Below are 26190 nucleotides of genomic sequence, written 5' to 3'. Positions count from 1 at the left end.
GCACGGGCGGGTGAAAGGGGGCGGAAGCCTTGACCTCAAGTTTAGTTGAGGTTCTAACGTTTCCCGTATGAGCATGGAAACGACCGCGTGGACGCAGATGTACAGCGTCATGCATGCGCAACAAGACCGACGCCCCTTCGCCCGCGCGACGCTGCGCCGCATCGGCGCCTTCGCGCGGCCCCACCGCCGACGCATCTGGCAGTTCGTGCTCCTGAGCGTCCTGACCGCACTGCTTGCCGTGGCGACCCCCGTGCTCGCGGGGCACGTCGTCAGCGCCATCGTATCGGGCGACGACTCCGGGACGGTCGTGCGCTACGCCCTGCTCATCGCCGCCATCGCGGTGGCCGAGGCCGGCCTCGGGCTGCTGAGCCGCTGGCTGTCGGCGAACCTCGGCGAAGGACTCATCCTCGACCTGCGGACCGCCGTCTTCGACCACGTCCAGCGCATGCCCGTCGCCTTCTTCACCCGCACCCGCACGGGCGCCCTGGTCAGCCGCCTCAACAACGACGTGGTCGGCGCGCAGCGCGCGTTCAGCAACACCCTGTCCGGTGTCGTCGGCAACGTCGTCACCCTGCTGCTCACCCTCGTCGTCATGATGGCGCTCTCCTGGCAGATCACGCTGCTCGCCCTGGTGCTGCTGCCGCTCTTCGTCGTGCCCGCCCGCCGGATGGGCACCCGGATGGCCCGCCTCCAGCGCGAGGCGGCACACCACAACGCCGCCATGGGCACGCGGATGACCGAACGCTTCTCGGCACCCGGCGCCACCCTCATCAAGCTCTTCGGCCGGCCGGGCGCCGAGTCCGCCGAGTTCGCCGCCCGCGCCCACCGGGTGCGGGACATCGGCGTCCGCACCGCCATGGCGCAGTCCGCGTTCATCACCGCGCTCACCCTCGTCTCGGCCCTCGCGCTGGCCCTCGTCTACGGCCTCGGCGGCTACTTCGCGCTGGAGGGGACGCTGGAGGCGGGCGCCGTCGTCTCCCTCGCGCTGCTGCTCACCCGGCTCTACGCACCGCTGACCTCGCTGGCCGGCGCCCGGGTCGAGGTCATGAGTGCCCTCGTCAGCTTCGAGCGGGTCTTCGAGGTGCTTGACCTGAAGCCGCTCATCGAGGAGAAGGACGAGGCGGTGCCGGTCCCCGAAGGACCCGTCGCCATCGAGTTCGACAACGTGCGGTTCGGCTACCCCTCCGCCGACAAGGTCTCCCTCGCCTCCCTCGAAGAGGTCGCCTCGCTCGACACCCGGGGCGGCGACGAGGTCCTGCACGGCCTGTCCTTCCGCGCCGAGCCGGGCCAGACCGTGGCGCTCGTCGGCTCCTCCGGGGCGGGCAAGTCGACGATCGCGCAGCTCCTGCCCCGGCTGTACGACACCGACGAAGGCGCCGTGCGGATCGGCGGCGTCGACGTGCGCGACCTGTCCGCCGATTCCATGCGGGCCACCCTGGGCATGGTCACGCAGGACGGCCACCTCTTCCACGAATCCGTCCGCGACAACCTGCTCCTCGCCCGGCCCGGAGCCACCGAGGACGACCTGTGGGACGTGCTGCGGCGCGCCCGCCTCGAAGACCTCGTACGCTCCCTGCCCGACGGCCTCGACACCGTGGTCGGCGAGCGCGGCTACCGCCTCTCCGGCGGCGAACGGCAGCGCATGACCATCGCACGGCTGCTCCTGGCCGGGCAGCGGGTCGTCATCCTCGACGAGGCGACGGCGCACCTCGACAACACCTCCGAGGCCGCGGTCCAGGAAGCGCTGGCCGAGGCGCTGGAAGGCCGCACCGCCGTGGTGATCGCCCACCGCCTCTCCACGGTGCGCTCCGCCGACCAGATCCTCGTCGTCGAGGCCGGGCAGATCGTGGAACGCGGCACGCACGACGAGCTCCTCGACCTGGACGGGCGGTACGCGGAGCTGTACCGGACCCAGTTCGCCAAGGGCACGGAGCCGGTGGACGTGGTGGAAGCCGCCTGAGGCCGGCCCACGAGCCGTGTCCATTCGTCCACCAGGAGTTCATCGGTTCCCCACCATCCACCCGCGCTCCCGTGAGAGAAACCCTCCATGTGCGATGACGAGTTGATACCGCCGAGCGCGGACCTGACGGAGGACCAGTGGCTGCGGGCCGCCCCGGCGCTCGCCGAGGGCCCGGTGGGGGAGCGGGTCCGGGAGATGCGGGCGCCGCGCAGGCGGACCGTGCTGGGCGGCGTGGTGGCGGGCGCGGCGGCGCTGACCGCCCTGGGCGGCACGCAGACCCCCGCGGCGGCGACCGCCCGCACCGGCAAGTTCCCCCTGCCGGCCGCCCCGAACCGCTCGGGCGAGTACGCGGTGCTCCTCACCGGCGACGCGGGCACCGGCGAGGAGGCCCAGCACGCGGTGGCCGCGGCGGCCCGCGAGGTGTGCCGCGCCGAGGGCGTCGGCCTCGCCGTCGGCCTCGGCGACAACATCTACGAGAACGGCCCCGAGTCCGCCGACGACTCGGAGTTCCGCACCAAGTTCGAGGACCCCAACTCCGGCGTCGACATCCCGTGGCTGATGGTCCTCGGCAACCACGACTGCTCCGGCCTGATCCCCGGCAGCGGCGGCGACCCCTCGCGCGGCGACCGCGAGGTCGCCTACGCGCAGAACTCCCCCCGCTGGTACATGCCGAGCCGCTACTACAACGTCCCGCTGCCCGCCACGGCCGCCCCCGGCAGCGACCCGCTGGTGGAGTTCTTCGCCCTCGACACCAACCCCGTCTCCTCCTACGTCACCCAGCTCGACCCGCGCTACCGGTGGAACGGCCCCTACATGCGCGAGCAGCGCGCCTGGCTGGACGACGCGCTCAGGACGTCGCGGGCCCGCTGGAAGATCGTGCTCGGCCACCACCCGTACCTGAACAACGGACAGCACGGCAGCGCCGGTTCGTACGACGGCTTCGTGATCGGCCACTACACCAGCGGCATCCACCTCAAGGAGCTGTACGAGGAGGTGGTGTGCGGGCGCGCCGACCTGATCCTGTCCGGACACGACCACACCCTGCAGATCCTGGACCCCACGGCACGCACCGGCGGCACCCGGCAGATCGTGTGCGGCGCCGCCGCCAAGTCCGGCGACGGCAAGGCGCACTTCGACCACCCGGCGTCCTGGCAGAACTTCTCCGACCACGGATTCATGGTCCTGAAGGTCTCCGCGCGCGCCATGACCGTCGAGGCGTACACGGTCGACGTGGCCACGCGCACCGCCCGCCTCGCGCACCGCACGCGCACGGCCGCGCCGCTGCACGCGGCCTGACGGAGCCGGGACGGGACGTGTTCCCGGCCGGTCGCCACGACCACCGGCCGGCACCGGGATCACTTCCCGTTCCCGCAGGTCGCGGAGTTCGCACCAAACCGCACCCGCCTCGGCTCCGAATCCCTTGATGAGGGGGCACCCATGCCCCGGAACACAGGGGAGAGGAGCGGCATGGCGCGACGACCGCGCACAGCGGTGATCGGCGGCGGCATCGCGGGCCTCACGGCGGCCCACGTCCTGCGACGGCGCCACGAGGTCACGCTGTACGAATCCGACGCGAGGACGGGCGGCCACGCCCACACGCACGACGTCCTGTCGTCCGACGGCCGGGTGCGGCAGGTCGACTCCGGTTTCATCGTGCACAACGAACGGACCTACCCCCGCCTGCTGCGGCTGTTCGCGGAGCTCGGCGTGGCCACCCGGCCCACCGAGATGAGCATGTCGGTGCGGTGCGAGGGCTGCGGCCTGGAGTACGCGGGCGCCCGCGGCCCACGCGGCCTCCTCGCCAGGCCGCGCAACGCCCTGCGCCCCGCGTATCTGCGCATGCTCGGCGAAGTGCCCCGCTTCCACCGCGCGGCCCGGCGGCTGCTGGCCGCGCCCGAGGACAGCACGTGCACGCTCGACGACTTCCTCGTCCACCACCGGTTCTCCGCGTACTTCGTGCGGCACTTCGCGATCCCCGTGGTATCGGCCGTCTGGTCCTGCCCGCCGGGCACCGCCCTGCGGTATCCCGCCCAGTACCTGTTCCGGTTCCTGGACCACCACGGCATGCTCGCCGTGAGCGGCTCGCCGACCTGGCGCACGGTCGTCGGCGGCTCCCGTGAGTACGTCACACGGATCGAGAAGGAGCTCGGCGCCGTCCACACCTCCACGCCGGTGCGGTCGCTGCGCCGCGGCCCGGACCACGCGGAGATCACCACGCAGGACGGCGCGGTCACCCCGTACGACAGCGTCGTGATCGCTACCCACCCCGACCAGGCCCTGCGCCTGCTGGCCGACCCCACCGAGGACGAGACGCGCACGCTCGGGGCGTTCCGCTACTCCAGCAACCCCACCCTGCTGCACACCGATGGCACCCTGCTGCCGCGCAGCGCGGGCGCGCGGGCGTCCTGGAACTACCTGCTGCCGTCCTGCCGCACCACCGCGGACCGCGTGCAGGTCAGCTACGACATGAACCGGCTCCAGCACCTCGACGCGCCCGAGACCTACGTGGTCACGCTGGGCGGGGACGACCGCGTGTCCCAGGAGCGCGTCCTGGCCCGCATGCGCTACGAACACCCCGTCTACACGCCGGAATCGGTGGCCGCGCAGCGCCGCCTGCCCGCGCTCCGCACCTCGGTCACCGCCTACGCGGGGGCGTACCACGGCTGGGGGTTCCACGAGGACGGCTGCCGCTCGGGGGTCGAGGCGGCCGCGGCCCTGGGGGTGTCGTGGTGAGGGCCGGAGCGGCCGTCCGGTACGGCGACGGCCCCGCCCTGTATCCGAGCGTGATCACCCACGTCCGGACCCGCCCGCGCCGCTACACGCTCACGCACCGCACCTACCTGTGGCTCGTCGACCTGGACCGGCTCCCGGTGCTGCCGGGACCGCTGCGCCCCCTTGCCCGGTTCCTGGGGCGCGACCACTTCGCGGGACGGGACGCCGGCATCCGGACCGGCCTGGAGCGCTACCTGCGGGCCCACGACGTGGAACTGGACGGCGGACAGGTCCTGATGCTCGCCCACGCCCGCGTGCTCGGGCACGTCTTCAACCCGCTGACGCTGTTCTGGTGCCACGGCCCGGACGGTGTGCTGCGCTGCGTGGTGGCCGAGGTCCACAACACCTACGGCGAGCGGCACTGCTATCTCCTGCGCCCCGACGCGGCCGGACGCGCCGGCACCGGCAAGGAGTTCTACGTCTCGCCGTTCTTCGAGGTCGCGGGCGAGTACCGGATGCGGCTGCCACGGCCGGACCACCACCTCAGCGTCACCGTGCACCTGGACCAGGCCGGAGCGCGCCCCTTCACCGCGACCGTGCGCGGTGAGCGGCGGGCCGCCACCGCCCGGTCCCTGCTGCGGACCGTCGCCCGCCACCCCTTCCCGACCCTCGCCGTGAGCCTCGGCATCCGCCGGCACGGCGTCCGGCTGTGGCTGCGAGGACTGCGCGTCGTGCCCAGACCGGGCTGCCCCGGACAGAAAGGAATGCAGTGACCACCTCCCTCTCCGCCTCCCACGGCGAGCCGGACGCCGCGCGCTGGCCCGACGTGGTGACGGTGCCGCCCGTATCCGCCGCCCGCCGGGCCGTGGCCCGGACGATTCTCCGGCGGGCGTTCCAGCGGCTGCCGGTGAGCGTGGCGCTCGCCGGCGGTGAACGCCTGGGCGCGGGCGGGCCGTTGCTGCGCGTACGGGAGCCCGACGCCTTCGTGCGGCGCATCGCCGCGCACGGTCTGATCGGTTTCGGCGAGTCCTACATGGCCCGCGAGTGGGACGCCGACGACATGGTCGGCGTCCTGACCGTGCTCGCCGAGCACGCGGCGACGCTCGTGCCGGGACCGCTGCAACGGCTGCGCGGCCTGTGGGCGCCGCGCAGGCCGGACGCCCAGCGCAACACGCTCACCGGAGCGCGCGACAACATCCAGCGGCACTACGACCTGTCGAACGACCTCTTCACCCTCTTCCTGGACGAGACACTCACCTACTCCGCCGCCCTCTTCGACGGCCTGCCCGCCACCTGGGACCGGCTGCCCGCGGCCCAGCACCGCAAGATCGACCGGCTGCTCGACCTGGCGCAGGTGGGCCCCGGCACCCGGCTGCTGGAAATCGGCACCGGCTGGGGCGAGTTGGCCGTACGGGCCGCCGCGCGCGGCGCGACGGTGCGTTCGGTGACCCTCTCCGCCGAGCAGCAGGCGCTGGCCCGGGAGCGGGTGCGGGCGGCGGGGCTCCAGGACCGGGTCGACATCGAACTCCGCGACTACCGGGAGCTCACCGGCAGTTACGACGCGATCGTCAGCGTGGAGATGATCGAGGCGGTCGGCGCCGAGTACTGGCCCGCCTACTTCCGCACCCTCGACGCCCTGTCGGCGCCCGGCGGCCGGATCGCCCTGCAGGCGATCACCATGCCGCACGACCGCATGGTCGCCTCCGCGTCCACCCACACCTGGATCCACAAGTACATCTTCCCCGGCGGCCTCATCCCCTCCGTCCGGGCCGTCCGGGACACCGCCACCGCCCACACCGGACTGCGCGTCACCGCGTGCGACGCGTACGGGACGGACTACGCGCAGACCCTGCGCCTGTGGCGCGAACGCTTCGACGAACGCGCCGACGAGGTGGAGCGGCTGGGCTTCGACGCCACGTTCCGCCGCATGTGGACCTTCTACCTCGCCTACTCCGAGGCGGGATTTCGCGCGCGGTACCTCGACGTCCACCAGTTCCTGCTCACTCGCCCCACCGACACCGACACCGCCGGGGCCCGTCACGGCGCGGCGGGGAACGGAGCCCGCTCATGACCACCACGGCCCGGCGCCTGACCACGCTTCTGGAAGGCGTCCTCGGTGGCCCGCCGCCGGTGCGGCTGCGGTCCTGGGACGGCAGCGAGAGCGGCCCGCCCGATGCTCCGGTGGTGATCCTGCGCTCCCGCCGCGCGCTGCGCAGACTGCTGTGGCAGCGCGGTGAACTCGGCCTGGCCGAGGCCTACATCAGCGGCGACCTGGACATCGAGGGCGACCTGGCGGACGGCCTGCGCGCCCTGTGGGACAGCCCGGTGGAACGGCCTCGGCCCACGGCGGGCCCGCTCCTGAGGGCGGCCGTCACCGCGGCCCGGCTCGGCGCCCTCGGCCCGCGCCCCGCGCCGCCCTCGTCCCGCGCCGAGCTGCGCGGGGCGCGGCACACCCGTTCCCGCGACCGTGCGGCGATCAGCCACCACTACGACCTCTCCAACGCCTTCTACGAAGAGCTCCTCGACCCGTCGATGGCGTACTCCTGCGGGTACTGGACCAGTGAGGACCCCGACTACGCGGTGGCCGACGCCCAGCGCGACAAACTCGAACTCGTCTGCCGCAAGCTGGACCTGCGGCCCGGCACGCGGCTCCTGGACATTGGCTGCGGCTGGGGCGCCCTCACCCTGTACGCGGCCGAGGAGTACAAGGTCCAGGTCACCGCGGTGACCCTCGCCCACGAACAGCGCGACTTCGTGCGCGCCCGGGTCCGCGAACGCGGCCTGGAGCACCTGGTGGACGTACAGCTGCGGCACTACCGCGACATCGACGGCGGGGCCTACGAGGCGGTGTCGACGATCGAGATGGGGGAGCACGTCGGCGACAGCGAGTACACCGCCTTCGCCGCACAGCTGTACCGCATGCTCCGGCCCCGCGGCCGCGTCCTCGTGCAGCAGATGTCCCGCGGCGCGACCGCCCCCGGCGGCGGCGCCTTCATCGAGTCCTACATCGCCCCCGACATGCACATGCGTCCGCTGGGGCAGACCGTCTCGCTCCTTGAGGACGCGGGCCTGGAGGTCGGCTCGGTACAGTCGCTGCGCGAGCACTACGTCCGTACCGTCGAGGCCTGGCGCCGGACGCTGGAAGACCGCTGGGACGTCTTCGTCTCGCTGGTCGGCGAGGAGACGGCCCGGGTGTGGCGGCTCTACCTCGTCGGCGGCGGCCTCGCGTTCGAGGCCCGGCGCATGGGCGTCGACCAGATCCTGGCGGTCCGGCCCGACCTGCGGGGCGGCTCCGGACTGCCGCCCACCCCCGCCGGCTGGTACCGGCGTGAAGGAGGCGACGGCACATGAGCGGATTCGACTGGGGAGCCTTCGGCGTCCAGCTCGCGGTCACGGCGGGCGTGGCCCTGGCGGTCATGCTCGTCACCTTCGCCGTGGCGCTGCGCATGCGGATGCACCGGATCGTCGACGTCGCCTGGGGGCTGGCCTTCACCGCCGTCGCCCTCGCGAGCCTCCTCCTGTCCGCCGGGCACGGCGACACCGGACGCCGGCTGCTCATCACCGTGCTGACCTGTGCCTGGGGGCTGCGGCTCGCCGTGCACATCGCCCGGCGCGGGCGCGGCCACGGGGAGGATCCGCGGTACGAACAGATGCTCGCCAAGGCGCCGGGCAGCCCGGCCGCGTACGCCTTCCGCAAGGTCTACCTCCTCCAGGGCGCCCTGGTGTGGCTGGTGTCCCTGCCCGTGCAGGCGGCCGGCTGCCTCAGCGGCCCGATGTCCGCCGTCGCCGCCGTCGGCACGGCGCTCTGGCTGGTGGGGATCGTCTTCGAAAGCGTCGGCGACGCGCAACTGGCCCGCTTCAAGGCCGATCCGGACAACCGTGGCCGGATCATGGACCGCGGCCTGTGGTCGTGGACCAGGCACCCCAACTACTTCGGAGACTTCTGCGTCTGGTGGGGCCTCTTCCTGATCGTGTGCGACGCCCCGGCCGCCGCGGCGGCCACTGTCGTCGGACCACTCGTCATGAGCCTGCTGCTGACCCGCGGAAGCGGCAAGGCGCTCCTGGAACGCCACATGGCGGACCGCCCCGGCTACGCCGCCTACCGCCGGCGCACCAGCGGCTTCTTCCCGCTCCCGCCCCGCGAGGACCGGGGCGCCGGCGTGCGGTGAGGGGGCAGGACCCGAATGTACGGCCGACCCGGAATCACCCGGGGCGTTCCATCGAATCGCTCCTTCCGCTTGAGAGGATTCGAGGATGCTTCGGGAGGTCGGCATGGAGTGGTCCGCGGTTCTCGGATACGGCCTGGGCTACGGTCTCGTGCTCAGCGTGCTGTTCACCGCGGGGGTGTTCGGCGGCGCCGCCCTCAGCAGGGACTTCCTGCTGGACGACTATCCGCCCGCGATCCGGCGCCGGTACGGCAGACCCAAGAGCGCCCGAGGCCGCCGGGTGGCGGTGCTGTTCGGCGTGTTCGTCTGGGCCGGCTGCGGCCTGCCCCTGTTGACCGGGGCGATGGTCGGCCTCGACGGGGCGCTCCCCGACGGCCTGACGTTCCTGCCCGCGGCCCTCTGCGCGGCCCTCGTCTTCGCCACGCTGACCGTCTGGGACCTGGTCGTCCTCGACTGGATCGTCTTCGCCGGGCTGCGCCCCCGCCTCCTCGCCCTGCCCGGCACCGAAGGCATGCCCGAGTACCGCGACCTCCGGTTCCACGCCGGCGCCGCCCTCAAGGGCAGCCCGCTGATCCTCGTCGTGGGCCTGCTCACCGGAGGCATCGCCACCCTGATCGCCTGAGACCGGAGCGTCCCGATGCCGGCCGGGGCGCGTCCCTGCCCCTCTCGTGGCGGACGTACCATGCGGCGGCATGAAGATCTTGAGCGTGAACGTCGGGGCGGCCACGGCGGTCGACTACACCGACGCCCCGTCCGGGACCACGGGCATCGACAAGCGGCCGGCCGACGGCCCGGTCCGGGTCGAGCGCCCCGGAGCGCCGGGCACCGGCGGGAGCGGGCTGCGCGGCGACGCGGTGTGCGACCTGCGCTTCCACGGCGGCGACGACCGCGCCGTCTACGCGTTCGCGCGGGAGGATCTGGACGGCTGGGAGCGGGAGTTGGGCCGGCGATTCGCGCCCGGCGCGTTCGGCGAGAACCTCACCACCGTCGGCATCGACCTGCGGGGCGCCCTGGTCGGTGAGCGGTGGCGGCTCGGCCGCGACGTCGTCCTCGAAGTGACCGGCGGACGCCTGCCGTGCCGCACCTTCGCCGCCTGGCTCGGGGAACACCGCTGGCTCCGGCGCTTCACCCGAGCCGCTTCCTCCGGGGCGATGTTGCGGGTGATCGAGCCCGGCGAGATCCGGGGCGGCGACGCGATCGAGGTGGTGCACCGCCCCGCTCACGACGTGACCGTCTCCCGGCTGTTCCGCGCCCTGACGACGGAGCGTGCGGCGCTGCCCGGTGTGCTGGTGGCCGCCGAGTGGATGGAGCGGGAGCAGCTGGAGATCGCTCGTGCGTACGTGGCGAAGTACGGGAACCACGGGTGCTCCGAGGCTTAGAGACCCGGGCGGAACGCCGGTTTCTTGCCTTTCTCGGACTGGTTTCCGGCCATGCGTGGCCGTCGCACCTAGGTGACACCTGGACGGATTTCGATATTCGCCGCAATAGGCTTCGGTAATTGATAACCGTCTTCATTGCAGCCTTTGAAATCGCGAGATTGATGCGCTTCACTTTCCCTGTCCAAGCCCCCGCGGAGCGATGGGAATTCGATGAATCACGGGCATAAGCATGCCGACGAACACGCTCATGCGCACCCTCACGGCGACAAGGGGCACGCACACGGCCACGGCGGGCACGGGCACGGCCATGCGGGGCACTCTCACGCGGTGGCCGAGGACGCGGACCGCCGCTGGTTATCCATCTCGCTCGGCCTGATCGTCAGTTACATGGCGGTGGAAGTCGTCGTCGCGTTCGCCGCCCAGTCGATGGCTCTGCTCGCGGACGCGGCGCACATGCTCTCGGACGCGGGGGCGATCGCACTCGCCCTGTGGGCGATGAAGCTGGCGAGCCGGCCGGTGCGCGGCCGCTTCACCTACGGCTTCAAGCGCGCGGAGATCCTCTCGGCCCAGGCGAACGGGCTCACCCTGCTGCTCCTCTCCGCCTGGCTGACGTACGAGAACATCGAGCGGCTCCTGGATCCGCCGAAGGTCGGCGGGGCCCTGGTCCTGGTGACGGCCCTCGCGGGCGTGGCGGTGAACATCGCCGCCGCGTGGTGCATGTCGAAGGCCAACCGGTCCTCGCTCAACGTCGAGGGCGCCTTCCAGCACATCCTCACCGACCTCTACGGCTTCATCGCGACGGCCGTGTCCGGCGCGGTCGTGATGACGACCGGCTTCGCCAGGGCCGACAGCATCGCCTCCATGATCGTGGTGGTGCTCATGGTCCGGTCGGGCTTCTCGCTGGTCCGTGCCTCGGGGAGGATCTTCCTGGAGGCCGCGCCCATCGACATCGACCCCGGCGACGTGGGCGGCGGCATGGTGGACCAGGACGGCGTGGTCGAGGTCCACGACCTGCACATCTGGGAGATCACCTCCGGCCAGCCGGTGCTCTCGGCCCATGTGCTGGTGGAGCCCGGCGGCGACTGCCACGCGGTGCGCAAGGGCATCCAGGCCCGCTTGCGCGAGGAGCACGGCATCACGCACGCCACGCTGGAGGTGGACCACGCCCCCGAGCGGCTCGCCGGAGCCGGCGCGGCCGAGGCCGGCCGGCACTGCGAGGAGCCGCACGGCACGGTGCTGCGCAAGGAGTCACCCGTCCACTGACTCCTGCCCGAAACCGGTCCGCCCCGGCATTCCCCCGACGGGGCGGCCCGCCCGCTGGCCCTCTGAGCCGTGTCCGCACGGCTCAGGGGGCCACAGGTTTTTCGTCGAGCGGTGCCCCGGCCTTGGGGCGTGTGGTCCGCCCCGATCCCCAGCGCCGCGTCAACGGCCGTTCCACCAGGGCGTTCACCGCCCACGCCGCCAGCAGGGAGAGCGCGAGGACGAGCACGGCGGAACCGGCCCTGACGGCGCCGGAAGCCGTGTGCTCTTCGTCGATCAGGCGGTACACGTGCGTCAGCACGAGCATGTGGACCATGTAGAAGGCGAACGAGACGTCGCCCAGCCACACCATCGGCCGCCCGCGCACCGGCGAGCGCGAGCCGCGGATGTCGGCACCCGCGCCCGCGAGCACGAGCAGCGCCATCGGTATGACGAGGACCGCGGATATCGCGTACAGGAACGGCACCTGGAGCGCGAGGGGATAGCCGATCGCGAGTGCGGGCAGGGCGTGCCGGAAGCGGACGGTCACCCGCGTCCCCTCCAGGACGGCCCTGGCGAGGAGGATGCCGAGCACGAACTCCAGCAGCCGGGTGAGGGGGAAGGTATAGATGAACCAGTACTGGTGCAGCGTCACGGGGAACGCGAAGAACTTCGGTTCGGAGGAGAGGGCGGCCGTGGCGACCAGGGGCATCGCGATCACCGCGAGGGCCGCGGCGGCGGCGCAGGCCCACAGCCGGCGGGCCGGGATGCGGCGGACGAGGTGGATGAGCAGCGGGAAGGCCAGGTAGAAGAAGGCCTCGCAGGACAGCGACCAGGACACGCCGTTCACGCTGTCGTAGACGTCGAACGTGGGGGACCAGGACTGCACGAGGAGCAGGTTGGGCACGGCCTGGCGGGCGGCGACCTGACCGCCCGTCCAGTTGATCAGGACGAGCGCGGCGAACCACGTCACCGCGTGCACCGGATAGATCTTGGCCGCGCGCCGGCGCCAGAAGGACACCGCCCGGTCGCCTGGCCGCGCCGACCAGGCCAGCACGAATCCGCTGAGCAGGAAGAAGAATCCGACCCCGGAACGCGCCGTGATCAGCGCGACCATGGCGGGGGTGTTGTTCTCCCACACGCCGTCGAACCAGATCGCCAGATAGGCGTGCGAGGCGAAGACGGCGAACGCGGCGACGAAGCGGAGGCCGGTCAACGAGGGCAGTCTCGCGGCGGAGGGAAGGGGCGGCACGGCCGTGGCCACGGCGTCTCCTGACATGTTCGAAGCGTCAAAAACGCGCCGAACGTATCAATGGAAGTGGCCGAATGTATGCCACCCGGAGATGGCACCGTGGCGTCCAACTCCGGTTGCACAACGGGTACTCGGGGGGCATGGCGCGGACCTCTCAGGCGCCCGCGAGGCGCAGCAGTGAGGCCTCCTCGACGGGCGTCAGGCCCGCCACAGGGGGGATGCCCGCACCGCGTCCGAGGCGGTCGCGCAGCACCGCCCGTGCCGTCTCGGCGACCGGCCTGACGCGCAGCCCCGCGTCGAAGGACGACGTGACGTCACGGGCGAGCGCGCCGTGCAGCTCCCGGGGCGGCCACAGGGGCATGGAAGGGCGGCCCGTCCACGCCCGTACCCCGGCGTCGCGCAGCACGTCCTCCGGCACCGGCACGAGCTCGAGGCTGTCGTGCCCCACGGCGTCGGCGACCTCGCGGAGCAGGGAGTCCAGGGGCACCGGGGGGCCGGCCGCGTCGTACACCCCGGCCGTGCGCGCGGTCGCACCGTCGAGGATCCAGGCGGCGAGGTCCCGCACGTCCACGCACTGCGCGGGCAGGGCGAGGCCGTCGGCACCGTTCGCCGCCGGCACGGCGGTGGCCCGGCCGCGCGCCATCCGCAGCGGCCAGTAGCCGAAGGGCCCGACGTCGTCGCCCGGTCCCACGATCAGGCCCGGGCGGACGATGAGGGCCGCGTCGGCGGTGGCCTCCCGAACGGCCCGCTCACAGGCGAGCTTCACCCCTCCGTACGTGGCCTGGGAGGGCTCGGGGTCCTGCCCGGGGTCGTAGGCGTCGATGTCGGCCAGTGCGGGGCGCAGCGGTGCGGTGCGGGCCGTCTGGCCCCGGGTGTAGGTGTCGGCGTACACGCTGATCGAGGAGATGAACGTCCAGTGGCCGGCGCTCACGTCGCGCAGGGCCCGGTGCACCCAGGGGAGGGCGAGCGTCGCGCTCTCCACGACCGCGTCGAAGCGGGTGCCGCGCAGCGGGGCGAGGCCGTCCGGCGCGTTCCGGTCGGCGTGCAGCAGCCGGGCTCCTTCGGGGGGCGCCACGCCGTTGGTGCCGCGGGCGACACAGGTGACGTCGTGGCCGCGGGCGACGGCCTCCGCGGCCACGGCGCCGGAGACGAATCCGGTGCCGCCGAGGACCAGCAGGCGCAGTGGACCGGCGGTGGAATGCGGGGACATCGCGGGCTCCTGGCGTGCGGGTGTCATGGGGGGGTGATGGGTGTTCCACGAGGGGGGAGACGTGGAACGGGGCGGCCCCCGAAGAGGGCCGCCCCGGATCGTCAGGCCGGTTCCGGCGCCGCCTTGTCCTCCTCCTTGGCGGGTTCGGGGGCGCCGGTGAGCAGGTCCTTCTTGCGGACCAGGGTGAGGGCGACGGCAGCCGTGCCGACACAGACCACCGCGGCCCACAGCATCACGAAGGAGGCGCCGTCGGCGATGGCGGACTCCAGGGTGCGACGCGCCGGGGAGACGAGGTCGTCGGGCACGTGCTCCAGGGCCCGGGAGATGTCGCCCTGGGCGGCGGCGGAGACCACGGAGTCATGGTCGGCCGAGCCCGTACGGAGGCCGCCGCCGACCTGGTCCTCGATCCTGCTGCGGAACAGGACACCGAAGAGCGCGGCGCCGATGCCCGCGCCGAACATGAACAGGCTGTTGATCGCGCCGGACGCCATGCCCGCGCGTTCCTTGGGTACCACGTTGACGGCGAGCGACATGGACGGGCTGCCCGCGAGACCGCCTCCCACACCCCACAGGAGCAGGCCGGGCAGGGCCGCCCAGATGGTGTGGCCCTGGTCGAAGGCCCAGGACATGGAGAGTCCGCCGAGCGCCAGGATGCCGAAGCCGGCGCCGATGATGTGCGAGGGGGAGTACTTGGCCTGGAGCTTGCCCGCGACCAGGCCCATGCCGAGCTGCGGGGCGAAGATGGCCATCATCATCAGGCCGGTCTCCAACGGGCTGAGCCCGCGGGCGCTCTGGAAGTACAGGATGTAGTAGACGGAACCGCCGATGGTGGCGAAGCGGGAGAAGAAGGCGATCAGGGTGGCCGCCACGAACGTCGGCACCTTGAACAGCGTCAGGTCCAGGGTCGGTGTGGGGACCCGGCGCTCCAGGAGCAGGAAGCCGACGAGGAGTACGGCGGAGACGCCGAGCTGGACGAGGGTGGCGGCGGAGGCCCAGCCCTGGTCCTCACCGCGGGTGAGCGCGAAGTTGACCAGGCCGAGGGTGAGCACGAGCAGTCCCGCGCCGGTCCAGTCGATGCCGGCGAGCGAGCTGCGCGGCGGGTCGACGGGCAGCCGGGTGCGGCACAGGAAGAGCGCGACCGCGCCGATCGGCACGTTGATCAGGAAGAGGTAGCGCCACTCGGTGAGGTCGACGAGGAGACCGCCGATGACCGGGGCGACGGCACCGCAGGCACCGAGCGTGGTGCCCCAGACGGCAATGGCCATGTTGCGGCTCTGTCCGTCGTAGACCTGGGCGATCAGCGGCATCGCGTTGGCGAGCACGAAGGCGGCGCCCATGCCCTGCACACAGCGTGCGACGTCGAGCGCGATGGCGTTCGGCGCGAGCCCGCAGGCCAGCGAGGAGAGGGTGAACAGGGCGATGCCGCCCATGAACATGGACCGCCGTCCGAGCCGGTCCGACAGCGAGCCCGCCGCCTGTTGGAAGGCGCCGAAGGTGACCGTGTAGCCGATGATGATCCACTGCAGGGCGGCCAGGGAGCCGCCGAGGTCCGACTGGATCTCGGGTAACGCTACGGAAACGATGGTGATATCGATAACCAATAGCGCCGACGCTACGACGGTGATAATCAGGACGATTCGAGCCTCGCGACTCGTCGTGGTATCCGTGGCGCTCACGAATTCCTCTTCCGATGACGTGGTGCGGCGGGCCGTCCGGCCGTGCGCGGTGCATTGAAAATCGTTTCCGACTCAATTCCGGAGCGGCGCCGCCATTCTGGGTAAGGCTTGCCTTACCGCGCATGGTTGCGTGAGTGTAGCACTCGATTTCCGCGGCAATAAAGGGTGCCCCGAAGGGAATTGGGTCGCAGGGGTGCGTCGGAATTGTGAAGGCCGTCGCGCGGTCACGGGGCAGCCGCGGGCAGGGCCCCGGCGTCGACCTTCCCCGTCACCGTCAGCGGGATGGACTCCACGGGCACGAACTGCCCGGGCACCATGTAGGGCGGCAGCCGGTCCCGCAGGAACTGCCGCACCGAGGTGAAGTCGGTGCCGTCCCCGCCCACCACGTACGCGACGAGGCCTGTCTCGTCCGCGCTGCCCGGCCTGGCGAGCACCGCGGCGCGCCGGATGCCGGGGTGCTCCATCAACACCCCCTCGATCTCACCGGGTTCGATGCGCAGGCCCCGCACCTTCACCTGCTGGTCGGCGCGTCCCAGATAGTCGAGCTCGCCGTCCGGCAGCCGCCGCGCGAGGTCGCCCGTCCGGTAGAGCCGCGCGCCGGGGCGGCCGGAGAACGGGTCCGGGACGAATCGCTCCGCCGTCAGGGCGGGCCGCCCCAAGTACCCCCGCGCCAGGCCGTCGCCGCCCAGATGCAGCTCCCCGGCCTCACCGTCCGCCACCGGCCGGCCCCGGGGGTCGAGGACGTACGCGGTGGTGCCCGTGACGGGACGGCCGATCAAGGGCTTCTCCGTGTCCCGCCCGACCAGGCTCCAGGTCGAGTACGTGGTGTCCTCGGAGGGGCCGTACAGGTTGTAGACGCGCGCTACCGTGCCCGTCGCGTACAACTGGCGTACCAGCGAGGCGGGCAGCGCCTCGCCGGCCAGATTGACCGTCACCACCGACGCGGGCAGGGGGCCGGAGGGCAGCAGGTCCAGGAGCAGGCTGGGCACGGTGTTCACCAGTGTCACCGGACGGTCCGCGGCGGCCGCCGGAAGGTGGAACACCGTCTCCGCGAGAACCACCGTGCCGCCTGCGGCCAGCGGCGCGAAGAACTCGAAGACCGACAGGTCGAAACACATCGACGTGGACGCCAGGGTGTACCGCAGCTCGTCCGCGGAGAAGCACTCGAGCGCCCAGTCCAGGAACGCCGCCGCGCTGCGGTGCTCCACCGCGACGCCCTTGGGGCGCCCGGTGGAACCCGAGGTGTAGAGCACGTACGCCAGTTGCCCGTCCCCGCCCGTGCCCGCCCCGTCGCACGGCGGGGCCGCGGCGATGCGGTCCCAGTCGCGGTCGAGCGAGACCATCGTGCCCGGCGGGCCGGGCCACTTGTCCCGCAGTGCCTCCTCGGTGACGATCAGCTCCGCGCCGCTGTCCCGCAGGATGAACTCCCGCCGCTCCAGGGGGAACGCGGGGTCGATGGGCACGTAGGCGGCCTCCGCCTTCAGGACCGCGAGCATCGCCACCACCATCCACGGCGAACGGCCCAGGCAGATGCCGACCAGGCTCTCCGGACCCGCGCCCAGCTCACGCAGGTGTCCGGCGAGGAGCTGCGCCGCCTCCTCCAGCTCCTGGTAGGTCAGACGCTCCCTGCCGCTCACGACGGCCTCGGCGTCCGGCGTCAACGCGGCCTGGCGGGCCACCAGTTCGTGCAGGCGCGGGCGGCGCGCCGTACCCGCGCTCACGCCGCGCCCTGTCCGGCCGCGGCACGGCGGGCCGACAGCTCACGCGCGACCTCCTCCGGCGACATCCGCGCGACCCGCAGGTGTACGCCGGCCATGGCCTCGGCCTGCCCCGGCGTCTCCTCCAGGGCGATCACGCCGTCCGCCAGGCCGGCCACCGTCGGCGACAGGAACACGGTACGCAGCGACACCGCGTCCGAGGCGAACACCTGGCGCAGCCGGGTCACGATCCGGGTGGCGAGGACGGAGTCTCCGCCGAGGGCGAAGAAGTTGTCCCGCTCGCCGACCGTCTCCACGTCGAGCACCTGTGCCCACACCTGTGCGCACACCTCGGCGACGGCCGACCGAGGGGCGTCCCCGGTGGCCCCCGAGAGCTCCGGGCGGGGTTCGGGGAGCGCCGGCCGGTCCACCTTGCCGTTGGCGTTCAGCGGCAGCGCGTCCAGCGTCACGAACACCGAAGGAATCATGTGCTCGGGGAGCGCGGCCCGCAGGTGTTCCCGCAGGGCGGCGTCCGTGACGGCGGTGGTCCCGGTGCCCGGCACGACGTATCCGGTCAGGCCCCGGTGGCCGGCCCGTTCCGTGCGCCGCTGTCCCATCACCACGGCCGCGACGACACCGGGGTGCGTCAGCAGGGCCGCCTCCACCTCGCCCGGCTCGATCCGGTGCCCGTTCACCTTGATCTGGAAGTCCGCCCGTCCGACGAACTCGATGCTCCCGTCGGGCAGGAAGCGTCCCAAGTCGCCGGTTCGGTAGAGACGTTCGCCGGTCCGCGGGTGCGTCACGAATGAGGCCGCGGTCCGCTCCGGATCGTTCCAGTAGCCGCGCGCCACGCCGGCCCCGGAGCAGTACATCTCGCCGGTCGCCCACACCGGGCGGTCCCGCATGCGTTCGTCGAGGATGCGGTAGCGGGTGTTGGCGATGGGCGTGCCGTACGGGATGCTCCGCCGCTCGGGGTCAATTCCGTCCACGGGGTGCCAGATGTTCCACAGTGTGGTCTCGGTGGGCCCGCCCACGCTCACCACCCGCACGCCCGCCTGCTCGGAGAGCCGGCGCACCGTGGCCACGTTCAGCCAGTCGCCGCCCATGAACGCGAGCCGCACCGTGTCCAACGGGCCGTTCCGCGGCCCGAGATGCTCCACCAGCATCTCCATCATCGCGGGCACCGAGTTCCAGACGGTCACGCCGTGCCGGCCCATGAGCCGCTCCCAGTGCGCCGCCTCGCGCCGCTCCGAAGCCCGAGGCACCACCAGTGTGCCGCCCGCGCCGAGCACGCCGAAGAGGTCGAACACGGACATGTCGTGGTGCAGCGCGGTCAGCGCGAGGGCGCGGTCGTCCGGGCCGATCGCGAAGGTCTCGACGGTCTCGCGCAGGGCGTTGACGACGCCCCGGTGTTCGACCATCACGCCCTTGGGCCGCCCGGACGAGCCGGAGGTGAACAGCACGTAGGCCAGATCGGAGGGTGCGGTCGACGCCGCGGGCATCTCCGGGTCCGCCGCCCGCAGCTCCTCCGGCAGTGCGTCCAGGCACAGGGTGCGCCGTTCGCCCGCGAGGGGGGCGAGGTCGCGCCGGGTGACCACGAGGTCCGCGCCACCCTGGTCGAGCAGGCCCGTCACGCGTGCGGCCGAGGCCTCCGCGTCGACGGGCAGGTAGGGCGCTCCCGCATACAACACGCCGTACACGGCAGTGACTTGCTCCCACCCCTTGTCCAGTACGACGCCGACGGGCCTGTCCCTGGAGGCGCCGTTGGCTCGGAGCCACGCGGCCACCCGGCACGCCTCGCGGTGCAGTTCCGCGTAGGTCAGGGTCCGGCCGTCGGCGACCACCGCCACCTGGTCGGGGCGCTCGGCCACCTGGTCGAGGAAGGCGTCCTGCACGAGCCGCTGCGGCAGCGTACGACGGCCGCCGTCACCGAACGCCCGGCCATTGGGGCTCAGTTGTACGGGCGGGTCGAAGGGGTCGGGCGCCGACCAGGCGGCGGGGTCGTCGGCCAGCCGCTCCAGGAGCGAGCGCAGCCCGGCGAACACGGCGTCCACCATCTCCGGGTCGAACAGGGCCTCGTTCACGTCCCAGTTGACCACCAGGTCGCCGTCCTGCACCTCGGTCAGGAGGTCCATCCAGACCTGCGGGGTCTGCGTGATGCCGCCCGTCTGCCGCAGCAGGCCGTCCAGGAGCGTGCTCTTGCCGCCGCTCAGCGGTACTGCGCTGGTGAACACCATCGGCATCAGCGCCCCGTCGAACCCGCCCCGCAGCCGCATCAGTTCGCGCAGCAGATGGACTCCGCTGACGTACGAATGGCTCAGGTCGCTCCACAACTGCTCCTGCACCCGCCGAGCCCGGTCCGTGAAGTCGCCGGGCGCGGCGGCGTCCACCTCGACCAGGGCGAACGAGGCGAACTCGCCGACGGTGGCGTCGACGTCGGGGTGCGCGCCCAGCCGGTTGAGGTTGGTGACGTTGAGCGTGAACCGGGGCGCCTGCGCCCAAGGGGCCAGCGCCTCCGCGTACACCGCGAGCAGCAGGCCGGCCGGGGTCAGATCCGCCTCCGCGGCCCGGTCGGTGGCCCGCCGCCAGCGGTCGGCCGTCAGCCGCACCGACCGCCGGACGAACCGCGGGTGCTCCACCGACTCCGGGGCGCGCACCATGGGCAGCCGGGGCGCGGGCGCGAGGCCGGGCAGCCGCTGCTCCCAGTACTCCGCCGAGCGTCGGTGCGCCTCCGTGCCGGAGAGGTCCGACGTCGCCAGGACGTAGTCCCGGTACGCCATGGCGGGCGGTGCCGGGTCCGCGTCCGGATCCGCGTAGAACAGCGTCAGGTCGTCCCACAGGACGCGGATGCTGGCGAAGTCGGCGCAGAGCGCGTCGATGGAGAAGTGCACCCGGAACCGGTCGTCGGGCAGCTCGGCCACCACCACCTCGAAGAGCGGCCAGACGTCCACGGGGCGCACCTCGTGCGAGTAACGCTCGTAGATCTCCTGGAGCCCCCGGCTCACCTTGTCCTCGTCCGCGTCCCGCAGATCGACGACCGGCATCTCGTACGGCGGGACCGACGCGAGGACCTGCTGGGTCATCGTCTCCGGGAGCGCCACCGCGCGCAGCATCGGATGCCGGTCCACCACCCGCTGCCAGGCGGCCGAGAACCGCGGCACGTCCAGGTGCTCGCCCTCGAACTCCAGGTACATGTGCGCGGAGACGTTCCCGGAGGACAGCGACCCGGTGCGGCCCACGCAGTACGCCTGCTGCTGGTCGGTGAGCCGGAACGGCTCGTGCGCGGAGGCCGGGTCGGGCAGCACGGGCGGCAGCGCCGCGCCGTCCGGGCCGTCGCCGGCCCCGTCCCGTTCCCGCTCGATCGCCCGGCTCAGCTCGGCCACCGTGCGGTGGCGGAACACGCTGTGCGGGTCCAGGTCCATGCCGAGCCGCTCACGCAGCCGGTTCATCACCCGGATCCCGAGCAGCGAGTTGCCGCCCAGCTCGAAGAAGGTGTCGTCCGCCCTCACCCGGTCCACACCCAGGAGCTCCGACCACAGGCCGGCCACCAGCTCCTCCAGCTCGGTGAGCGGCGCGCTCGCGGAGTCCTCGCCGGAGCCGGCGGCGCTGTCGGCGCCCGGCCGGGGCAGCGCCGCGCGGTCCACCTTCCCGTGCGCGGACAGCGGGAGCGCGTCCATGACGAGGAGGTGCGCGGGCACCATGTAGTGCGGCAGGCGCCCGGCGATGTACTCGCGCAGCTCCGCCGCCGAGGGACGTGTCCCGGCGGACGGGGACACGTACCCGGCGAGCGCCTGGTTGCCCAACTCGCCGTCCTGGCGCGCCAGTGCGACGACCGCCGCCGTGCCGACCGACGGGTGGGAGCGCAGCACCGTCTCGATCTCGCCCAGCTCGATCCGGTAGCCGCCCAGCTTCACCTGGAAGTCCTCCCGGCCGAGGAGCTCCACGTTGCCGTCCGCCAGGAACCGTGCCACGTCGCCGGTGCGGTACAGCCGCTCACCGGTCACCGGATGGCTGAGGAACGACCGGGCCGTGCGCGCGGGGTCCCGCCAGTAGCCCAGCGCGAGCCCTGCCCCGCCGATGTACAGGTCACCGGGCACGCCCACGGGCCTGGACCGCAGCGCCGCATCGAGCACGTGCAGGGTCTGGTTGGGCAGGGGAGTGCCGTACGGGATGCTGGCCCACGCCGGGTCGACCTCGTCCACGTCGTACGTACTGGAGAGGATCGACGCCTCGGTGTTGCCGCCGAGTCCGACGAACCGGACGTCCGGCGCGATGTCCCTGGCGCGCTCGGGCAGGGACAGCGGGATCCAGTCGCCGCCCATGATCAGCAGCCGCAGCGAGTCGACCCACGGCTCGGGGTCCCGCTCCACCTGCTCGCAGAACAGCTCGAACAGGGCCGGGGCGCCCACCCAGGTGGTGACGCCCTCCCGGCGCACCAGATCGAGCCAGTGCCCGGGGTCCCGGTCGGTGCCCGCGTCCGGCAGGACCAGCGTGGCCCCGGCGCACAGCGTGCCGAGCATGTCCCAGATCGACAGGTCGAAGCTCATCGCCGACAGGCCGATGGCCCGGTCCCGCTCCGTCACGCCGTACCGCTCGATCACGTGGATCAGCGTGTTCAGCGCGCCCCGGTGCGGGACCGCCACGCCCTTGGGAGTGCCGGTGGAACCCGAGGTGAACAGCAGATACGCCGGGTCCTCGGGGCCCTGCGCGGCCGTCAGCGGGCCGTCGTCGACGTCCGCCCACTGCGTGTCGTCGTCCACCACCAGCTCGGTGACGCCCTGCGGCCACTGCCACCGCCCGGCCACCTTCCGCTGCGTCAGGACGAGGCGTACGCCGGTCGCATCGAGCAGCTGTTCCCGGCGTTCCGCGGGCAGCCCGGGATCCAGGGGGAACCACGCGGCCCCGGACTCCAGCGCGCCGAGCAGGCCGACGGGCTGCTCCCAGCCCCGCTCCATGCACACCGCGACCGGGTCGCCGGGCCGGGCACCCAGTTCCCTGAGCCGCCGTCCGATGCGCCGGGACCGGCTCATCAACTCACCGTACGTGAGCCGGTGTTCACCCGAGACGATCGCGATGTGGCCGGGGCGGGGCTCGGCGGCCCGGGCCACGGCCTGCTGCAGCAGCCCCTCGGGCAGGGGCGCCGCGGTCGCGTTGATCTCCTCGCGCTGCCTCTCCTGCGCCGCGGGCAGCCGCACCGGTGGGACCGGCGCCGTCCAGGCCGCGGGGCCCCCGGCCAGCGAGCCGAGCAGCCCGAGCCAGGACTCGGCCAGGCCGGCCACCACGTCCTCGGGCAGCGCGCCGGCCGTGTACTCCCAGACCGCGTCGATGCCGCCGTCCGCGGCCGTCACCCGCAGGGTCAGGACCGGGACCGGGCCCGAGGGTGCCGGTACCGGTTCACCGTCCACGGCGTCGACGAACTCGACCAGCGGATCGAGGTCCGCCTCGGTGATCCCGGCCGCCGGGTCCTGGGCGCCCGTCGAGCAGGTGACCGCCGGGGACTGCGCGGCGGCGCGGTCGGCGAACGTGCCGTCCGCGAGTGTGTCCGCCACCAGGATCCGGCAGCCGTCCGCCGAGCGTTCCCGCACCGCGAACCGGGGTTCCCGTGACCACAGGCCGACGGCCTCGGTGAAGGCGGTGCGCAGCACGGCGGTCGCGTCGAGCCCCGTGGCCCGCGCTCCCTGGGTGATCCCGCGCCACCGCCCGGGGTTCAGGGTCACCGGGTGGTGGGCGCGTGCGAGGTCGAACGGCTGCGGCAGCAGCGGAAGTCGGGGACCGCGCGGCACCGTACCGCCGGTGTCACGGGCGAGGCTGGTGCTCATTCGGTGTTCTCCGATCGGGAGTCCGGGGTGGGGCGGTCGGTGGGCGCGGGCGGCAGCAGTCCCGCGCCGATGAGGTGGTGCACGTAACGGTCCAGGAGCGGGCCGTCCACGACCGGGCAGCTCACCCCGGTCCCGGTGAGCGCGTCGAGGGTGCCGGTGACGTCCAGCCGCAGGCTGCCGAAGCCGGGCATGCCGTGCGAGGCGGCCCCGAGGGCGGCCACCGGCACGGAACCCTCGTCGCCGCCCGCGTCCAGGACGTCCTTGGACACCAGCCGGGCCCAGCTGTCCGGGTCGGTCTCCACGAGCGGGTAGCCGCCTGCGCGCAGCCGCGCCACCACGGCGTCGAGCCGGGTGCGCGCCGGGTTGGCGAGGTGGTAGGTACCACCCAACGCCCCCTTGTTCAGAGAGAGTTCGGCGAGCGCGGCGGTCGCGAAGTCGACGGGTACGAGGTCGAAATCGGCGTCCGCGCCGAAGTCGGGCACCGCGCCCAGCCGGACGCAGGCGCCGATGAACCGCCAGAACGCCGATTCGGGGTCCCCGCCGCCGCTGACCGAGTCGCCGCCGAGGCGCCCCGGCCGGTACACGGAGACCGGCACGCCGCGCCGCCTGGCCTCGTCGGCCAGCTCCTCGGCCACCCAGCGGCTGCGTACGTACCCGGAGGGCAGCACCGCTTCGGCGGGCACCCTGCCGTCCGGGCGCAGGATCCCCGGCTCGGTGTCGCGGGCGAAGAGCACGCCGGGCGACGAGACGTAGTGCACGGGCTTGGTCCTGCCCCGCGCCGCGAGCCGCAGCACCTCGGTGGTGCCACCCGCGTTGGCCGCCTTCAACTGCCCGTACGGCTGAGCCAGGTTGGCCTCGCAGCCGACGTGGTGGATGGCGTCGACGGTGCCCGCGAGACGCGCGAACGCCATCGGTGACAGGCCGAGCCGTGGCTCGCGCAGGCTGCCGGCCAGGACGGTCACCCGCTCCATCGGCACCTCGAGACCGAAGCGGTCGAGGGCGCGGGCGAGGGACCGCTCGGCCTCGCCGAGGCCCTCGGCGTCCACCAGGACGTGCAGGCGTGCGCCCGTCACGTGCAGCAGCCTGGCCAGCAGATGGGCGCCCAGGAAACTGGTGGCCCCGGTGAGGAGCAGGTGCTCCGGCGCGGCGACGCGCTCCGGGTCCACGGGTGTGCCGGCGCAGACGATGTCCTCGGCAAGGACGGCGTCGGCGCGCAGGACGGCCGCCTCCGTGCCGGCCGTGGTCTCCTCCTGGGCGGCGGTGTCCCCGGCGGCGCGCGCCTTGTCGAACACGGCGGCCAGCGCGGTCACCGTGGGGGCTTCGAAGAAGACCTGGACGGGCAGGTCCACGCCGAGCCGTTCACGCAGCCGCAGCAGCACGCGAACGGCCCGCAGCGAATGCCCGCCCGCATCGAAGAAGTCCTCGTCCGGGTCCACCTCGCGCAGGCCGAGCACCTCGCGCCAGACGGCCGCGACCTCCCGCTCGGTGGGGGTGAGCGCCGCGTCGCCTTCCACGGCCGGGACCGAGGCCTCGGCCGGGACGTCGGCCCGCACCGTCGGGGACGGCGCGGGTGCCCGCTCCGACGGCACGTCGAGGAAGCCGAGTTCGGCCACCGGCAGGTCGGGTGCGTCGAGCACGGCGGCGAACAGCCGCTCCAGGTCGGCGGTGAACCGGTGCACGGACTCCGGGTCGAAGAGGTCGACGCTGCCGCGCACCCCGCCCTCGACGCGCCCGTCGGTCTCCCAGTAGTGCAGCACCAGGTCGAACTCGGAGGTGTCGAGCCCGAAGTCGAAGGCAGCCACCTCCAGATCGCCCATGCGCGCGGCCCCGGCGGGATTCTCGCCGACCACGGCCGCCTGGAACAGCGGGTTGTCGCCTCCGTTGCGTCCCGGGCGCAGCTCGGCGGCGACCACCTCGATCGGGGTGTCGCGATGGGCGTACGCCTCCAGGCAGGTCTCCCGCACCCGTGCGAGGACTTGGGCGAAGGTGAGCCCGGCGGGGAGGTCGAAGCGCAGCGCCAGGGTGTTGGCGAAGAAGCCGATGAGGTTCTCCACCTCTGGCTGGTCGCGGCCGTGCACCACCGATCCGGTGACGATGTCCTCGTCGCCCGAGCGCAGGTGCACCAGGGTGTTGAAGCCGGCGAGCAGCGTCATGAACAGGGTCGCCTGGTGCTCGCGAGCCAGCGCGCGCAGCCGCGTGGCCACCGGCTCGGAGAGAGTGAAGGCCCGGCTGACGGCGCGCAGGCTGGTGCGGCCGCGGCGGGGCCGGTCGGTGAGGCGGTCCAGGGTGGGCAGCGGTTCGCGCAGCGCCCTGCTCCAGTGGGCGAGACGCCGCTCCAGTTCGGGGCCGCGCAGCAGGTCGCGCTGCCACTGGGCGAAGTCCGGGTAGCTCAGCGGGAGTTCGGGGAGTGCGGGCGCCTCGGTCTCCCCGGTGCGGGCCGCGTAGAAGGCGAACAGCTCCCGGAAGAGGATGCCCATCGACATGCCGTCGCCGACGAGGTGGTGCATGGTCACCATCAGGACGTGGTCGTCGGGGCCCAGCGGGGTCAGGAGGAACCGGATGAGCGGGCCCCGCGCGAGGTCGAAGGGCCGGTCGGAGTCCTGACGCAGCCGCTCGACCGCCTCCTCCTCGCCCCGCACCCGCGGGTCCACGTCGAAGGCGACGGACTGCTCGGCGAGGACGACCTGACGGGGCTCGCCCGCGTGCACGTGGAAGACGGTGCGCAGTGCCTCGTGACGCCGGACGACCTGTTCCAGGGCGTACTTCAGGGCGTCCACGTCGAGAGCGCCGCGCACGCGGATCGCCTCCACCATGTGGTGGTAGGAGCTCTCCGGGTGCAGCTGGGCGAGGAACCACAGGCGCTCCTGCGCGAAGGAGAGGTCGGCCGTGCGCAGGCCCCGGCGGGGGATCCGGGGCGCTTGCGGGCCCGCGCCGCCGGTCAGCCACTTCTCCATCAGCCGCTGCTTCGTCGCGGACAGCTCTGCGCCGCCCGCGAGGGGACTGGGTGGAACCATGGGGGCGTCAACCTTCGCTCGTGCCCGGTGGCGGGCGCTGGGATGTTCTGAGGTGCGGCCGGTCGG

16 protein-coding genes are annotated in these 26190 nt (G+C 72.9%); 10 read left to right on the top strand and 6 right to left on the bottom strand.

The features are described from left to right. Window positions 1-67 precede the first annotated feature (67 nt). The 10 genes from ACZ592_RS12400 (at window position 68) to ACZ592_RS12355 (ending at window position 11480) form a co-directional block, all read left to right on the top strand. The gene (locus tag ACZ592_RS12400; protein ID WP_471581482.1) at window positions 68-1960 is read left to right on the top strand and encodes an ABC transporter ATP-binding protein; all 1893 of its coding nucleotides are present in this window, start codon (window positions 68-70) and stop codon (window positions 1958-1960) included. 87 nt (window positions 1961-2047) lie between these two features. Beyond that, entirely contained in the window at window positions 2048-3256 is a 1209-nt protein-coding gene (locus tag ACZ592_RS12395; RefSeq protein ID WP_471581481.1) for a metallophosphoesterase, read from the top strand. A 171-nt stretch (window positions 3257-3427) separates the two neighbouring features. After that, window positions 3428-4693 (top strand): NAD(P)/FAD-dependent oxidoreductase, encoded by a 1266-nt coding sequence (locus tag ACZ592_RS12390; RefSeq protein WP_471581480.1) that lies wholly within the window; start codon window positions 3428-3430, stop codon window positions 4691-4693. Continuing rightward, window positions 4690-5445: a DUF1365 domain-containing protein gene (locus ACZ592_RS12385; protein ID WP_471581479.1), complete on the top strand. Its 756-nt coding sequence runs from the start codon at window positions 4690-4692 to the stop codon at window positions 5443-5445. The genes ACZ592_RS12390 and ACZ592_RS12385 overlap by 4 nt, the downstream gene beginning before the upstream one ends. Further along, complete coding sequence (locus ACZ592_RS12380) at window positions 5442-6743, top strand: class I SAM-dependent methyltransferase (RefSeq protein ID WP_471581478.1); 1302 nt, start codon at window positions 5442-5444, stop codon at window positions 6741-6743. The genes ACZ592_RS12385 and ACZ592_RS12380 overlap by 4 nt, the downstream gene beginning before the upstream one ends. Next, window positions 6740-8023: a class I SAM-dependent methyltransferase gene (locus ACZ592_RS12375; protein WP_471581477.1), complete on the top strand. Its 1284-nt coding sequence runs from the start codon at window positions 6740-6742 to the stop codon at window positions 8021-8023. The genes ACZ592_RS12380 and ACZ592_RS12375 overlap by 4 nt, the downstream gene beginning before the upstream one ends. Next, on the top strand, window positions 8020-8841 hold the full coding sequence (locus ACZ592_RS12370) for a DUF1295 domain-containing protein (RefSeq protein ID WP_471581476.1): 822 nt from the start codon (window positions 8020-8022) through the stop codon (window positions 8839-8841). The genes ACZ592_RS12375 and ACZ592_RS12370 overlap by 4 nt, the downstream gene beginning before the upstream one ends. A 103-nt stretch (window positions 8842-8944) precedes the next feature. Further along, a complete protein-coding gene (locus tag ACZ592_RS12365; RefSeq protein WP_471581475.1) occupies window positions 8945-9460 on the top strand; it encodes a hypothetical protein in 516 nt (171 codons plus the stop codon). Between the two features lie 70 nt (window positions 9461-9530). Then, window positions 9531-10217, top strand: a complete 687-nt coding sequence (locus ACZ592_RS12360) for an MOSC domain-containing protein (protein WP_471581474.1) — start codon at window positions 9531-9533, stop codon at window positions 10215-10217. A gap of 327 nt (window positions 10218-10544) precedes the next feature. Continuing rightward, entirely contained in the window at window positions 10545-11480 is a 936-nt protein-coding gene (locus tag ACZ592_RS12355; RefSeq protein WP_471581473.1) for a cation diffusion facilitator family transporter, read from the top strand. Between the two features lie 82 nt (window positions 11481-11562). Here the strand turns inward: ACZ592_RS12355 and ACZ592_RS12350 are convergent, their stop codons facing one another. From ACZ592_RS12350 to ACZ592_RS12325, 6 genes are all read right to left on the bottom strand, one after another. Further along, entirely contained in the window at window positions 11563-12735 is a 1173-nt protein-coding gene (locus ACZ592_RS12350; RefSeq protein ID WP_471581472.1) for an acyltransferase family protein, read from the bottom strand. A 127-nt stretch (window positions 12736-12862) separates the two neighbouring features. After that, the gene (locus tag ACZ592_RS12345) at window positions 12863-13918 is read right to left on the bottom strand and encodes an NAD-dependent epimerase/dehydratase family protein (RefSeq protein WP_471581471.1); all 1056 of its coding nucleotides are present in this window, start codon (window positions 13916-13918) and stop codon (window positions 12863-12865) included. A 101-nt stretch (window positions 13919-14019) separates the two neighbouring features. Beyond that, window positions 14020-15594 (bottom strand): MFS transporter, encoded by a 1575-nt coding sequence (locus ACZ592_RS12340; RefSeq protein ID WP_471581470.1) that lies wholly within the window; start codon window positions 15592-15594, stop codon window positions 14020-14022. 224 nt (window positions 15595-15818) lie between these two features. Beyond that, the gene (locus tag ACZ592_RS12335; RefSeq protein WP_471581469.1) at window positions 15819-17315 is read right to left on the bottom strand and encodes an amino acid adenylation domain-containing protein; all 1497 of its coding nucleotides are present in this window, start codon (window positions 17313-17315) and stop codon (window positions 15819-15821) included. Beyond that, window positions 17312-23110 carry an amino acid adenylation domain-containing protein gene (locus tag ACZ592_RS12330; protein WP_471581468.1) on the bottom strand — a complete coding sequence of 1933 codons (5799 nt, stop codon included), beginning with the start codon at window positions 23108-23110 and terminating at the stop codon, window positions 17312-17314. The genes ACZ592_RS12335 and ACZ592_RS12330 overlap by 4 nt, the downstream gene beginning before the upstream one ends. Beyond that, complete coding sequence (locus ACZ592_RS12325; protein WP_471581467.1) at window positions 23107-26124, bottom strand: thioester reductase domain-containing protein; 3018 nt, start codon at window positions 26122-26124, stop codon at window positions 23107-23109. The genes ACZ592_RS12330 and ACZ592_RS12325 overlap by 4 nt, the downstream gene beginning before the upstream one ends. Between the last annotated feature and the right edge of the window lie 66 nt (window positions 26125-26190).

Source organism: Streptomyces sp. NPDC040622 (assembly GCF_055593965.1).
The sequence above is the reverse complement of the archived record's forward strand: the minus strand, read 5'-3'. Positions and strand labels throughout refer to the sequence as shown.

What these genes read in the sequence shown, in the direction of transcription:
- ACZ592_RS12390 (WP_471581480.1), top strand. Translation starts at nt 3,428, where the DNA reads ATGGCGCGACGACCGCGCACAGCGGTGATCGGCGGCGGCATCGCGGGC.
- ACZ592_RS12400 (WP_471581482.1), top strand. Translation starts at nt 68, where the DNA reads ATGAGCATGGAAACGACCGCGTGGACGCAGATGTACAGCGTCATGCAT.
- ACZ592_RS12325 (WP_471581467.1), bottom strand. Translation starts at nt 26,124, where the DNA reads ATGGTTCCACCCAGTCCCCTCGCGGGCGGCGCAGAGCTGTCCGCGACG.
- ACZ592_RS12365 (WP_471581475.1), top strand. Translation starts at nt 8,945, where the DNA reads ATGGAGTGGTCCGCGGTTCTCGGATACGGCCTGGGCTACGGTCTCGTG.
- ACZ592_RS12330 (WP_471581468.1), bottom strand. Translation starts at nt 23,110, where the DNA reads ATGAGCACCAGCCTCGCCCGTGACACCGGCGGTACGGTGCCGCGCGGT.
- ACZ592_RS12345 (WP_471581471.1), bottom strand. Translation starts at nt 13,918, where the DNA reads ATGTCCCCGCATTCCACCGCCGGTCCACTGCGCCTGCTGGTCCTCGGC.
- ACZ592_RS12370 (WP_471581476.1), top strand. Translation starts at nt 8,020, where the DNA reads ATGAGCGGATTCGACTGGGGAGCCTTCGGCGTCCAGCTCGCGGTCACG.
- ACZ592_RS12350 (WP_471581472.1), bottom strand. Translation starts at nt 12,735, where the DNA reads ATGTCAGGAGACGCCGTGGCCACGGCCGTGCCGCCCCTTCCCTCCGCC.
- ACZ592_RS12375 (WP_471581477.1), top strand. Translation starts at nt 6,740, where the DNA reads ATGACCACCACGGCCCGGCGCCTGACCACGCTTCTGGAAGGCGTCCTC.
- ACZ592_RS12360 (WP_471581474.1), top strand. Translation starts at nt 9,531, where the DNA reads ATGAAGATCTTGAGCGTGAACGTCGGGGCGGCCACGGCGGTCGACTAC.
- ACZ592_RS12395 (WP_471581481.1), top strand. Translation starts at nt 2,048, where the DNA reads ATGTGCGATGACGAGTTGATACCGCCGAGCGCGGACCTGACGGAGGAC.